This is a genomic window from Lysinibacillus xylanilyticus (assembly GCF_001183605.1).
In the GTDB taxonomy this organism is placed as follows: domain Bacteria; phylum Bacillota; class Bacilli; order Bacillales_A; family Planococcaceae; genus Lysinibacillus; species Lysinibacillus xylanilyticus.
This window is the reverse complement of record NZ_LFXJ01000005.1, coordinates 136445-149807: the sequence shown is the minus strand read 5'-3', so window position 1 is coordinate 149807 and position 13363 is coordinate 136445. Positions and strand designations below refer to the sequence as shown.

The window sequence follows — 13363 nt, the reverse complement described above, 5'->3', positions numbered from 1 at the left end:
GAGAAATACTAACGGAGAAGTTTTTAAAGGATACAATCAACCTTTAAAGTACAGTTGCTCCCCAAAATTAATAAAGTAGCTATTACAAAAGCTAGAGTACATCTGCAGCTTCTGGATAAACTATAATTACCAAAGCTAAGTGATTTAAGACTTTCTCGGCTAATTTTTCTTGTTACTCATGACTGACCCCCGCTGAGAAAATTATAAACTTTAAATCATCAAAATCGCCTGTTGCTCAACAACCGTTTCAAAATTTTGCATATTCGCCCCCCTCTTCTGGTTCATTCGAATATGACCGCTCTATTCGTTATTTCCTAGTATAGATAGGAAACTATCACGAGAAAAGCCCTTTTCTTAAAATAAAAATTTGTTATAAAATATCCTATCAAACATGTTTTTTGCTATAAAAGTGTGGTTAACATGCAAAATTCCACTAAATACGAACATAATCTTATGAAAAAGTTAATATTTATGTCTAAAGGAACTGTATCTTTTTCAATAATGCAATATAATAGAATTAACATGATTTTTTTCCTACACTTGGTAAAAGAGTTACTATTCAAAAAATACATAGAGGTGAAGCAAATGATCAATCCATTAAAAATTACTAGTACATTGGCTGATGAAACTAGATATTCTATTTATGAGTACATACTGCAAGAGAAGAAAACTGTAACGGTCCAAAATATCGCTGATAGATTCGGTATCCACCCAAATGTTGCGCGTCTACATTTAACAAAACTGACAGAAATTAATATAATTACGGCTGATTTCGCCAAAACTGGGAAAGGTGGTAGACCTGGGCGTGTTTATAAGGCCTCAGATAAAGGTGTATCATTATCGTTCCCAAGACGTGATGAAGATCGACTATTAAAATGGACAATCCAATTAATTAAAGAGTTCGGACCATCTGCATTAGAAAAATGCAAGGACATTAGCTACCAAGATGGCTACCAACAAATAAAGAATCATGTAAATGCTGAGTTACAATTAAATAATACCCTTTCCTTCGAACAAAAACTTCAGCTTTTAACTGACAATGCAGCATTAATTGGCTATATTCCGCAAGTACAACAAACAGAGCATGGTAAAAGTGTGACTTTCTCCATTTTTAATTGTCCATTCCAGGAGCAGCTTACTACTCATTCAGAAATTGTTTGTTCTCTACATGAATCCTATTTAAAAGGACAGGTAGATGCGTTATATTCCAGCAATGAATTTGTACAAATTGATAGCATGATACATAATTGCGATTTATGTAAGTATGAAATAAACGTGACAGAAATTGATAGTTAATTTTTAAATATCCAATTCTTTGTCACAAAGAAGAAGAAGTTCCAGTTTACAGATACCTTTCATATCATTTATAATGAGTAAGAGATTATTGTGTCGTGGGCAAAAGGAGGGGAAATCTTCATGGATAATATGTATAAAGTTATGGCATTCTGGACAGGTATTTTTGCAGTCATGTTCTACCTTGGTGGTATGAACGAAGTATCGCTATTATTCGTAGGTAATACAGGTTTATTCTTATTATTAGGCTTCTTAAACCTTTCAGAACGTATGTACATGTACATTTTCGGAGCATATTTAACTGTGTTCTTTGCTGGCTTCACGTACTATACTACATTCATTCACGTACCTGGTGGCGGTCATTAATACAAAGAAAAACGCGTGTCTCACTGAAAGTGAGACATGCGTTTTTTATGTAAGTTTATTCACCAGATGCATGATCGATTATCAAGGAATAGAAAAAATCCCCTTTTGCAATGATATGGTTAGATTTTGGTTTATTTTATCTAAACAACGATTTGCAAGGGGGATTTTTGTACTTTATGAAGTTAAAAATTCAACTTACAGTTGGAGCGAGCAACGCGAGTGAAGCGGCTCATCGGACGCCCTCAGTAAAGCGCCCAGCCGGAACGGAAATCAACCCACGCTTTGATGATGAGATTTTTAACTATCAGCTAACATTAAAATCCATTCAAAAAAGGATTTGTCTCCATTTCTGCACCGACCGTTGTATAATTCCCATGACCAGGGTAGATAATAGTATCCTCAGGTAGTGTCAATAACTTATCATGAATGGATGTAAGTAATGTTTTTGTCGAGCCTCCAATTAAATCAGTACGACCTACACCTTGTTCAAATAGTGTATCTCCAACAATAGCAAAGCCATCATTTTCAAATATATATGAAATACTACCTGGTGAATGTCCTGGCGTAAAAATAGCTTTAAAATAAAAATCGCTTATTTCAAATAGCTGTTCTTTTTTAATAATATTTTCATCAGCTGGTGCATCAACAATATAATCTGGTAATGCTGCGTATTTATTAGAGCCATTTTTTGTTGGATCTCCTAGCCAACTCACTTCTTTTTCATGAATCCATAACGGAACATCAAAAGCCTTGCGGACAGCATCTACGGCACCGATATGGTCGAAATGTGCATGTGTTAAAAAAATGGCTAATGGCTTTAAATTGTTACTACGTATAGCCTTGATGATTCGATCTGCTTCTTCTCCTGGATCAAATATTAAGCATTCCTTATTTTTATTCGATACGATATAACAATTCGTTTGGACAGGTCCAAGCGAATAACTTCGTACGTTTATCATTGTTATCACCTCTATTTCAATTATACAGCCTTTGCCACAATTTGACGATAAATGTTCATAATTTAATCTATTTCAGTTCTCGACAAAAACAGGTAGAACGTTTACAATTAAGGAGGAATATTGTTTACGACATTCATTTTCTGATGTCGAAAGGAGTGTCAATTTTTAATGAACTTATTAATGGTTATTTTTGGTCTTGTTGCAATTTTAGCTGTAGTTGGTACATTCCAAGCAATTAAAGAAAAGAACCTTTTAAGCGTTGTTTTCAACTTATTAAGTGCTGCAGTATTCGGTTGGTTCGTAATTATGACTGTTATTAATAGCGGATACCCACCAAAATTACACTAAAATTCAGACAGAAAAAAGAGCAGCCTCCATTACGAGGTTGCTCTTTTTCTATTGTTTTTATATTTTATTGAGCACCACAAACAATGCCTCAGCCCTTCCTTTAACGATAATAACACTTTCCTTCAAACTGTTTATTTGGCTACATGAACATTAAATATCAATTCGATATTATACATAAAAATTTTTCCATTCCCCTATTTATGTGCAAAAGGAGTTTCTTATCATTTATGTTCGTCATCAAAAATTGTGTACCTCATCACTTCTGACAAATGAAGATTGAACATTGTGCCCTACCCCAACATTTGATTTATAGCAAAAAAGAGATCTCATTAAATGAGATCTCTCTTTTTGTTACTTGGCAGCCCCTTGCTTCAAGTTACCTGTCTTTTGGTCATAGAAGCGGAGTAAATCACCGTTAATGATGGCATCTGAATTTTCAAGTTCTTTCGTAGCTCGATCAGCATATGACTGACATGGCTCACCATCAATTTCTTCGCCAGTTGCTTTGTCATAGCAAGCTTCACCAGCATATACATATTTATCTGTTACAAAACGACCATCGCGGAAAATAACGAAGTCTTCATGCTCTGGTGAGAATAGGTCTGCACCAAGTTGCATATCTTTTGAAGTTTCAACGCCAAGAAGGTGTAGAATTGTTGGACGTATATCCATTTGCCCAGAAATCTCTGTCATTTCTTTACCATCACCTGAGCCAGGGATATGGATAAATAAAGGTACTTCTTGTAGCAATGCATTATCAAATGGTGTAATGCCATCTTTTCCTAAATATTGAGCCATCGCTTTGTTATGGTTTTCTGAAATACCGTAATGGTCACCATACATTACAATAATAGAGTTATCATATACACCTTGATCTTTTAAACTTTGGAAGAAGTCTTTAAGGGCTTCATCCATATATCGAACTGTTTGGAAATAACGATTTAATGTACCTGAGTTTGAAGTATATTCAGGAATCATTATATCATCTGGATCCAATGTGAATGGATAGTGGTTCGTTAAAGTAATTAGTCGAGAATAGAACGGCTGTGGCATATCTTTCATTAATGCTGCAGATTGCTCTACGAATGGGACATCTTTCATACCCCAGTTAACAGCTTGCCCTTCGCCAATCTTATATGAATCTATATCATAGAATTTATTAATGTGTAATGATTGATACATCATGTCACGATTCCAGAATGATTTATTATTCGGGTGCATGACATTTGTAAAGTAGCCATTATCACCAAGACGTTCAGCCATTGAGTTATACGTATTTCCACCATGTGTGAAGAATACCGCACCACGACCTAAGCCGAACAATGAGTTTTCTAAAATAAATTCTGAGTCAGAAGTTTTCCCTAATCCAGTTTGGTGATAGAAGTTACTGAAATAATACGTATCTTTATCTTTTGATAAAGAGTTTAAGAATGGTGTAATTTCATGACCATCCATTTGGTTATTAATCACAAAGTTCTGTAAAGACTCCATTGATACAACAATCAAATTACGCCCCTTGTATTTACCAAACATTTCAGGGTTGATTGCTGCTTGATTAGAACGAATATAGTTGTTCACTTCTACTAATTCACTGCCATCCGCTAATGCACGTTGAGCAGAAGATTTTGATTGAATATAAATGTCATACAAATGATAGTTATAAGTACCTATGTTTTTCACAAGTAATTCACGGTCAAAGCTACGCGTTAACAATTGTGGACGCTCTGTTTCAGCTAATCCTAAGTTTAAGAACGACACAGCAATCGCTAATACGAAGTACGCGCGACGGAATTCCACGTTTACTTTTACTGCATCTTTCATTTTAGGCACATATTTATTAGCTAAAATTAGAATAAGTACGTCAACGAAATATAATAAATCCCAAGGGCTAACAATCGCTGCTACTGAAGTTCCTAAATCACCAAAGTTACTTGTTTGGAATAATACCGGTAACGTAATAAAGTCGTTGTAGAAACGATAGAACGCGACATTCCCGTATAATACAATCGACAAAATAACACTGATAGTTATAATATAACGATTTTTAACTTTTGGCGATTTAAAGAATAACGATATACCATAAGCAAATAGCACGAAACTTAATGGATTAATAAACAAAATAAATTGTTGCATCGCATTTTCGATTTTCATCTCAAAGCTTGTGTGATAAACAATGACCGTTTTTATCCAAGTTGCTACGATTGCTAGTATCATAAATGAATGTTTAGGCCACTTTATTGATTTCATCCCTAACATCCTCCCTACTTTCTTACAAAAAAATAATAATTTTTAACAATTTGTTACTGAAACAAAATATATCTTAATCCATTTTTTACAGATAATCAATAGATATATTTATGGAAAAATTGCGCTCCTCGTTCATTTATGCGCCCTGATAGTAATATATACGTTTTTGTTTGTAAAAAGTTTCGTAAAAAATAAAAACAGTGGAGAACCACTGTTTTTTAAGAATATTACATACATGTTACATTATGTTTACAATACCACAAATGAATTATATTTAAAACATTACTGATTATTTTCTTTCATGCGAAGCTTTGTTGTTTCTTGTCGAATTAGTAATAATGCCATTTGGTAATCTTTAATATCTAGTACATTCGCTTTATACAACTCACGAATTTCATCCTCCATTAACATCAAATCTCCAATGGGATCTCGTGTGTAAATATAAGTGCCATATGTTTTCAATAGTTCATAAATATCTAACATTTTGTCCATTTTAGTTCGCTCCTCGTTGTGTTACACAGTCAATACGTTTTGTCGGTGTCACAATGATATCTACTGGGCAGTCGTGTGCTTCTTTAGGTACGCGTTCATATAGCTGTTCATTAAATAGTAGAGACATGAGCTTACCCTTCTTGTAGTTTAATACATAGCGATCATAATAACCACCGCCATAGCCTATTCGATAGCCGAACTTATCAAAAACAACTCCTGGAACAAGTATGACATCCATTTCATTTGCGTCAACAAACTCACACATCTCTGGAATTGGCTCACGCAAATGCATATAAACAGTTTCTAGCTGGGCAAACGATTCAATGGCATAAAATAACATTTCTCTTGTTTTTGGGTTGCATTTAGGTACAGCGACTTTTTTACCAAGTTGCCACAATTCTTCTATTAGTTGAATTGTGTCGACTTCTGGCTTATTGGAAATGGTAATGCCTATTGTAGTTGCTTCTATTATATATGGTTCCTGTAGCACTTTTTTAACTACAGCATTGGATTGATTGTGGTAAGCTACTTCGCTCATTGTGGCAAGAGCTTCCTTTACTTCGTTCCGTAAAGTTGTTTTTTCCATGCTAAGCTACCTCCTATTAAATTTCTCCTTGGCGTAATTGCTGCTGCCGCTTCGCTTTCGCGCAGATAAATTAACACAAGACTTGGCGTTCTTAGACTGAGTTCCTCTATTTCAGTTGATGTTCGGTTACCCATTGAAAGAAATCCTCATTCATCTTTCAACCTTCAGAGGTAGCAGTCTTCAGTGCCTGTCGCTACAGAAAAAAATTGTTGAATGAAGATAAAATGTAGAAAGCCAAAACCACAAGTGGTTTTGGCTTAATGAGCGATTACTTAGTTTCACGGTGAAGAGTGTATTTCTTCTCGCGAGAGCAATATTTTTTAAGTTCAAGACGCTCTGGATTGTTACGCTTGTTCTTTTTAGAAATGTAGTTACGTTCGCCGCAATCTGTGCAAGCTAAAGTAATGTTTACGCGCATTATTAACCCTCCCACTCTATATCAAGAATTAAAATTTTGAGCATGATTTATACGACTAACCTATTATAACATAAAACAAAAAAAAATCTACCTTCATTTCATATTAAGTTTGCATATGGTAAAATACCTTATAATTACATACTTAATGAGGTGAAACTATTGGATTTATCCATCATACTTATGATTGTGGGAATTCTCCTAATTATTGTTTCGTTCTTTTTCAAAAACAGCTCGAAAAAGGTCGAACAAGATGTAGAGGAGCTATCCATCTCTATTTTTCAAGAGACAAATAATTTAAAACGACGTCTGAAAATTGTTGAGGAAGAGCTGTTATTAGAGCCAGAGTTTCAGGTTAAATCAGCACAAAATAACGCTATACCAAATCCAAAGGTCCAACAAGTCATGCAAGCTGTTCAACTGGCTGCTCAGGCATCGAAAACAGGACAAGCTGCTCCAAAAACGAAACCTATACATCAAATTATTGTAAGTCAGGTGCTTGAACTAAATAAGCAGGGTCTTTCTGTCGCAGATATAAGTATTCGTTCAAATTTAACTGAAGAGCAAGTCTGCCAAGTGATTGCAAACGGAGGTCGGTAATTCATGAATAAGTCCGCTATCCGTGCATTCGGCATTGCGCTTTTTCTTGTAGGTGCCTTGTTAGCTTTAGCTGCTCGTTTTGATCTCAATATCGGTCTTCCAACTAAAGCTTCCACAAATACAGAACATGTAGATGAGTTGCAAAAAAAGCTCGAACAAGCAAATAAAGAAATTGCATTGTTAAAGGAACAAGCTAAGCAAGCCCCAAGGGAAACTAATCAGAAGACAGATACACCTAAAACAACGACTAAGGACACTCATAAAACCGCAGATGTACCTGCAAATGATACAGCAATGACACTCCAAATTTACAGCGGTATTACACCATATATTGTGGCGAAAAAGCTTGAAGATGATGGCATTATTGACAATAGTGTTGAAATGGAACTTTTACTTGCTAACCCTAAATACTCTCGAAGCTTACAAATTGGCTCCTACGAGGTCAATTCTTCGATGTCTCTAGAGGAAATTGCAAAATTGATTACAGGGAAAAAGCAATAACACTATCATCCAATTGATTGGAAAATATCTCATATAAAAAAGTCTGTCATCAAAAATCCAACTACTGATTTTTCGATGACAGACTTTTTAATTTATGAAATTTGTTCTAAGAAAGCACGCATCATTATACTGCCCTCTTGTGTCCCAATGGATTCCGGATGAAATTGCAATCCAAAAAGTGGGTATTCCTTATGTTGAATTGCCATAATTTCACCATCATCACTGGACTTTGCTAAAATATTAAAATCCTCATGTAACGTGCTCTGCTCAATAACGAGGGAATGATAGCGCATTACTTCGATTTTACCGTCTAACTGAGCAAATAAGCCTGTTTTTTCATATTGAATCGTCGATAATTTTCCATGCATTATATTTTTAGCTTGAACGATACTACCCCCAAAAGCCTGCCCTATCGATTGGTGTCCAAGACAAATGCCTAAAATCGGAAATTTCGTATATAGCTCTTTAACAACATCCACTGTTATTCCTGCATCAATTGGCGTACCTGGGCCGGGTGATAAAATAATGGCTTCAGGTTGCATTTTCTTAATGTCTTCAATTGTTATTTCATCATTTCGTACTACTTTTACATCTTTGCCAAGCATTTGTATTTGCTGAAATAAATTATATGTGAATGAATCATAGTTATCGATCAGTAAAATCATTTTTTCACCTCCAATAACGCACGAGCTTTATTTAGCGTTTCCTCATATTCAGACAAAGGCACAGAATCGTAAACAATACCAGCTCCTGCCTGAACATGGGCACGATGATCCTTTATGATCATTGTCCGAATGGCGAGTGCTAAATCCATATCCCCTGTAGCGGAAATATAGCCTACTGCACCTGCATAGATACCTCGCTTCACAGGCTCGAGCTCATTGATAAGCTGCATAGCGCGTATTTTCGGCGCACCTGATACTGTACCAGCAGGTAAGCAAGCTCGAAGAACATCCAAAACATGTACATCATCACGTAATTCGCCGATAACCTCTGATACAATATGCATAACATGTTTATATCGCTCAATATTCATATATTTTATAAGCTTCACTGAACCCACCTTGGCAAGACGTCCAAGATCATTACGCCCTAAATCCACTAGCATACGATGTTCAGCAATTTCTTTTTCATCATTTAATAAACCTTCCGCGATCGCGTTATCCTGCTCCACCGTTTTACCTCTAGGCTTCGTTCCTGCTATAGGATTTGTCGTTACCTTTCGATCCTTCACCTTAACGAGACTTTCAGGAGATGTTCCTAAAATGGTATACGTTCCAAAATCCATATAGAACATATATGGCGAAGGGTTAGAAGTACGTAATTGACGATACAAAGCGAAAGGATTACCTTTATATGGTGAAGTGAAGCGTTGTGATAAAACAATTTGGAATATATCCCCCTTACGAATATGCTGCTTTGCACGTTCAACCAGTGCCACAAAATTTTCTTTGGCGATCATTGGGCTGAAATCTAGCTTTCCAAACGTCGGATCGTCAAACGTTGTTCCAGTATAAAGCTGCTCTTTCATCGTAGAAATAGCCAATTCCATCGCTTCAGGAGAACGCCCTTCATCAAATAAATCGATTGCCGCTAATGTAATCTCTTGCTTTAAATGATCAAAAACGATAAATGTATCATAGAAAAAGATATGAACATCCGGCATTTCTAAATCATCCTGCAAGTATTCACCTATTTTTTCTGTATAAAATGCTGTTTCATAACCAAAGAACCCAATTGCTCCTCCAAAAAAGGCGAAAGGATACTGTGCCTTATGCAACGGCATAACTTGCTTTAATTTTTCTAATACATTGTCGCTCGATTTTTCTGTTTCTCCGCCTTTAGTAAAAGAATAACCATCCCTATCACCAATCAGTTCTGCAATTGGGTTGACCGCAATAAACGAATAACGCCCACTTTCTTCATGTTTTGCAGATGATTCGAAAAGCATCTTATGCTCCCCTTTAATTGATTGATAAACGGAAATTGGCGTCATCATATCACCCTGTAATGCCTTCATGGCAAACTTCCTAAGCTCAACTGTCATACTCTTTCTCTCCTTTTCTATGCTCTGCTCTTCTACACCAAAATCTATCAATTATGCATTGGCGTTATGAACGCTGCCGTTTCTTTAGCACTTCTATAAACATCGCGTCCGGATTCATTCCGCCAAAACAAATAAAAAAAGGCCTTTCCATCACAAAAGGACGGAAAAGCCGTGGTGCCACCTTCATTGGTCTTCATCAATTATGCCCTAGCATAATTACAATCAGCTGATGCTTGGATACCTGCTGAAAGAGTTAAAGACCCACTCTATACCCTGTAACGTAGGCAGACGCTAATCCATACTTTATTCAGGATTAGAGCTCCGAAGTCCATTCACTATTTATTTGTACTAGTTTCCACCAACCACTAGCTCTCTATAACAAATAATAATAGCTACTACTCTTCATCAAAGCTGATTACATGTATTCATTGTAAAGTAAAAAAACTAACAATTCAATTTGTTTTTTTATTACGAAGCCATTCATCTTCATCTGGATTAGCTAGTATAATATTTTGTTCTTGAAAGATTTGACGAATAGCAAATAAAATATCTTGTCGCACATTTAGCATCTCTGCCGTATCGTTTGTTGCCACATAGAAACGCACTAGGACGCGATAAGAGGTTGGATAAAACTCATCTATAAATACATGAATCATTTCTTTTTCTGTTTGAGCATGCAAATAAATTTCCTTCTGAATAGCACTTAAAGCACTTCGTAGTTTATCTTCTTCATTTTCAGCAGCTACAAATAAAAATTGCTCACATTTCCGTTTTTCTCGTTTCGATAAATTATAGATTGGTCGATTTACCAAATAGGAGTTAGGTACATAAACAAGCCCTTTATCTCCCGTTTGAATTAAAGTACTTCGAAGATTAATATCCTCGATAGTTCCTTCAATTTTTTGGTCCTCTGTTGCTATCCAATCGCCAATTTGGAAAGGGTTATCTAATGCTACTGACATCCCGCCAAAAACATGTGCTAGTGTATCTCGAATACCAAAGGCAATTGCTACACCAGTTAAGCCAATCCCTGTTAAAAAGCCATTCAAATTAAAATTCCAGAAAGAAGCAATCGTAAACATTGCCAATATCATAATAAGCACTTTTCCTATACGAAGAAAAAAAGGTAACAGGACATTTGGTTCATCATCGTTATTCAACAGTAGTGGCTGCTTTGTATAAAAATTTAATACATCATATACGCCTTTGAAGGCAAAAAAGACCATAATAGACAATACAAAATTTTTAGTTGCTACATGTGTAAATAAAAAGATTTCTAATAATATTGATAAGCTAAGTACAATTACTGCAAACATAAATGCATAGCGAATCGCTTTATTAAATTGTGCGAGTACTGTTGCCTGAAAGTTACGCTGACGATCTCTCAAAAAAGTAACAGTACGATTAATAATTTTCTTTATAACAAACTGCTGAAAAAGCCAACCAATTACACAAAGTGCAATGGCAATAATAATTTCCATCCATGTTGGGGTTGAAATATCAGGTAATAACCAATCCATTGAATTCAAATTTCATTCTCCTCTAACTACTATGTATATTCACAGAAAAGGAGCCAATCAACAATGACGATCAGCTCCGTTTTATTGAATAGCATCATCCGCAAAAAAAGCCTTATTAGCAAACCAAAATTGTTGCTCATTAAAATTATGTTCATGCATAGCGATAACCGAAAATTCAGCATGGTACTTTCGCTTCATTTCTTCAAGCACTGCCTTCGCTTGCTTTCCAACAAGATGCTGCCCGTCGATTGGGGTGCCTTCTGTAAAAATAATAATATCCGCTTCTGTACAATGTTGATTTTCTTGGAGCAAGCCCTTTACAAAATGGAGCACTGGCAAAAAGGCAGCTTCTCCCTTTGCCTTATAATCAATAAAATCCTTAAAATCGGATAAATTTAAATGCCCTTTTTCAAATTGAAAATGTACATGAACTTGACAGTCATATGGAACGATATATAAATCTCGACGTTCACGGTGAGCGGTCATAAATAACGGTAAAATTATGCTTTTACAAAGCTCAGAATATGCCGCCATACCAGTTGTTTGCTCAAGACAAATAATAATAGGACCTGCTTCTTTTTTGAATTCATCAAACGGAACATATAGAATGTTTCCTTTTTTTATTGTTTGACGATTAAGCTTTCGTCGCCTAGCTACCTGCCACTTTCGCTCATAATACAAGCGCTGCTCTTTTCCATTAGCCAATCGTTCGTTTTGCTCAATAGCTGGTATATTTTCATAAATTTCATGAATAATATCTGCCAATTCAAGTGCAAATGCTGCCATATTTCGTAATGCTTCACTCTTGTAAAAAAAATCAATAAAAAAATGTTGTTCCTTGTTACTTAATTCCTCTAGATGTAAGTTTTCATATAGAAAACGTAAAAAGTCACTTTGTTCTGACGTGAATTCCAGATCAAATTTCTTTATGAGTGATTCTACAGCGTCTTTCACGAAGCAGCACCTCCCAGCGCTTTTTTTCGGATAATGTCTATAGTATAACCAAAATAATTTTTTGACAATACAATAACATTTGTAGTATTTTGACGCTATTTTGATTAATAATGTTGCTGGTATTTATTATTAAATTTAGTATGACTCTTCGGCAAAACAAGGGATTGATTTCTGTTCCGACTGAGCGCAATGTTAGCGAAGTTGCAGCATTATTGTAAGCGAAGGAAGTAGCTCGTGCTCACCCACAGGAAAGCGAGTAGCATGGAATCACCTAATTTAAAGTACCACCACATTTACAAAGATTTCTTTGACCATTTGTTTTTTTACAATATGAAAAAAAGAGCCTATAATTGGCTCTTCTCTTACTAATTATTTAATTCATAATGCTTACCTTTAACTAAGTAAAATAAGTGTTCAGCAATATTTGTAGCATGGTCAGCTGAGCGCTCTAAATATCGGCAAACAAAGGTTAAGTGTGTGATTTGAGAAATATGTGCTGGATTTTCAGCTCCTGCGCGCAACAATAATGTTATTGTCGCTCCATATAAATCATCCACGTAATCATCTAGCTCAGCAATTTCCTTAGCATGAACAGTATCTTCCTCTGTAAAAGCTTTGATAATACTCTCTAGCATTTCTACAGTCTTGTTACACATCGTTTGCAAATTTGTTGTAGGAAAGACAAGCGGTTCTTTGCCAATTCGAATTGTCTCTTTGGCAATATTAACTGCATAGTCCCCTACTCTCTCCATATCAGATGACGCTTTGACAAGCACCATGAGACGACGTAAATCAGTAGCTACAGGCTGCTGCTTAGCGATCATTAAAATAACATGGTCATTGATTTCTTCTTCAAGACGATTGATGATTAAATCGTCCTCAAGAATCTTTAAGGATGTCTCTAAATCCTGATTTAATAATGCTTCAAATGCTAATTTAAGAGCATTGATACTACTATTGGCAATCTCGATAAATTGTTCTTGGACCTCTTTTAATTCCTTTTCAAAACGTTCACGTACTACCATCTAATCCCCT

16 protein-coding genes and 1 other annotated feature are annotated in these 13363 nt (G+C 35.6%); of the genes, 5 read left to right on the top strand and 11 right to left on the bottom strand.

From position 1 onward, the window contains the following. Positions 1-585 precede the first annotated feature (585 nt). Positions 586-1296, top strand: a complete 711-nt coding sequence (locus ACZ11_RS03795) for a helix-turn-helix transcriptional regulator (RefSeq protein WP_049663934.1) — start codon at positions 586-588, stop codon at positions 1294-1296. Positions 1297-1416: 120 nt separating this feature from the next. Further along, positions 1417-1659, top strand: a complete 243-nt coding sequence (locus ACZ11_RS03790; protein WP_024361272.1) for a DUF2626 family protein — start codon at positions 1417-1419, stop codon at positions 1657-1659. A gap of 314 nt (positions 1660-1973) precedes the next feature. Here the strand turns inward: ACZ11_RS03790 and ACZ11_RS03785 are convergent, their stop codons facing one another. Continuing rightward, complete coding sequence (locus ACZ11_RS03785; RefSeq protein ID WP_049663931.1) at positions 1974-2618, bottom strand: MBL fold metallo-hydrolase; 645 nt, start codon at positions 2616-2618, stop codon at positions 1974-1976. Positions 2619-2786: 168 nt separating this feature from the next. Here ACZ11_RS03785 and ACZ11_RS03780 point away from each other — a divergent pair, with 168 nt between their 5' ends. Then, positions 2787-2966, top strand: coding sequence for a DUF2759 domain-containing protein (locus ACZ11_RS03780; protein WP_049663929.1), 180 nt, complete (start codon positions 2787-2789; stop codon positions 2964-2966). A gap of 351 nt (positions 2967-3317) precedes the next feature. Here the strand turns inward: ACZ11_RS03780 and ACZ11_RS03775 are convergent, their stop codons facing one another. From ACZ11_RS03775 to rpmG, 5 genes are all read right to left on the bottom strand, one after another. Next, positions 3318-5213, bottom strand: coding sequence for an LTA synthase family protein (locus tag ACZ11_RS03775; RefSeq protein WP_049663927.1), 1896 nt, complete (start codon positions 5211-5213; stop codon positions 3318-3320). A 282-nt stretch (positions 5214-5495) separates the two neighbouring features. After that, positions 5496-5705 (bottom strand): YqgQ family protein, encoded by a 210-nt coding sequence (locus ACZ11_RS03770; protein WP_049663926.1) that lies wholly within the window; start codon positions 5703-5705, stop codon positions 5496-5498. Position 5706: 1 nt separating this feature from the next. Next, positions 5707-6291 carry a 5-formyltetrahydrofolate cyclo-ligase gene (locus tag ACZ11_RS03765; RefSeq protein WP_049663925.1) on the bottom strand — a complete coding sequence of 195 codons (585 nt, stop codon included), beginning with the start codon at positions 6289-6291 and terminating at the stop codon, positions 5707-5709. Then, entirely contained in the window at positions 6261-6425 is a 165-nt protein-coding gene (locus ACZ11_RS26150) for a hypothetical protein (protein ID WP_161804429.1), read from the bottom strand. Before ACZ11_RS26150 ends, ACZ11_RS03765 begins: the two co-directional genes overlap by 31 nt. 134 nt (positions 6426-6559) lie before the next feature. Continuing rightward, a complete protein-coding gene (gene rpmG / locus ACZ11_RS24865) occupies positions 6560-6709 on the bottom strand; it encodes a 50S ribosomal protein L33 (RefSeq protein WP_008408521.1) in 150 nt (49 codons plus the stop codon). A gap of 150 nt (positions 6710-6859) precedes the next feature. On the opposite strand from rpmG, the gene ACZ11_RS03760 reads away from it, so the two are divergent. Together ACZ11_RS03760 and ACZ11_RS03755 are read left to right on the top strand one after the other, a co-directional pair. Further along, positions 6860-7306, top strand: a complete 447-nt coding sequence (locus ACZ11_RS03760; protein WP_338048277.1) for a hypothetical protein — start codon at positions 6860-6862, stop codon at positions 7304-7306. A 3-nt stretch (positions 7307-7309) separates the two neighbouring features. Continuing rightward, positions 7310-7807 carry a hypothetical protein gene (locus ACZ11_RS03755; protein WP_049663921.1) on the top strand — a complete coding sequence of 166 codons (498 nt, stop codon included), beginning with the start codon at positions 7310-7312 and terminating at the stop codon, positions 7805-7807. 92 nt (positions 7808-7899) lie between these two features. Here ACZ11_RS03755 and ACZ11_RS03750 read toward each other — a convergent pair whose 3' ends face one another. The 5 genes from ACZ11_RS03750 to phoU all read right to left on the bottom strand — a co-directional run bounded on the left by ACZ11_RS03750 (position 7900) and on the right by phoU (position 13353). Beyond that, positions 7900-8472 (bottom strand): anthranilate synthase component II, encoded by a 573-nt coding sequence (locus tag ACZ11_RS03750; RefSeq protein WP_049663920.1) that lies wholly within the window; start codon positions 8470-8472, stop codon positions 7900-7902. Then, positions 8469-9854 (bottom strand): anthranilate synthase component I, encoded by a 1386-nt coding sequence (gene trpE, locus ACZ11_RS03745; RefSeq protein ID WP_049663917.1) that lies wholly within the window; start codon positions 9852-9854, stop codon positions 8469-8471. The genes ACZ11_RS03750 and trpE overlap by 4 nt, the downstream gene beginning before the upstream one ends. Before the next feature lie 153 nt (positions 9855-10007). After that, positions 10008-10272 (bottom strand) — a binding site (T-box leader). 34 nt (positions 10273-10306) lie between these two features. After that, complete coding sequence (locus ACZ11_RS03740) at positions 10307-11374, bottom strand: mechanosensitive ion channel family protein (protein ID WP_049667024.1); 1068 nt, start codon at positions 11372-11374, stop codon at positions 10307-10309. Between the two features lie 81 nt (positions 11375-11455). Beyond that, entirely contained in the window at positions 11456-12328 is an 873-nt protein-coding gene (locus ACZ11_RS03735) for a vWA domain-containing protein (RefSeq protein ID WP_049663915.1), read from the bottom strand. A 365-nt stretch (positions 12329-12693) separates the two neighbouring features. Next, positions 12694-13353: a phosphate signaling complex protein PhoU gene (phoU, locus tag ACZ11_RS03730; RefSeq protein ID WP_049663914.1), complete on the bottom strand. Its 660-nt coding sequence runs from the start codon at positions 13351-13353 to the stop codon at positions 12694-12696. Between the last annotated feature and the right edge of the window lie 10 nt (positions 13354-13363).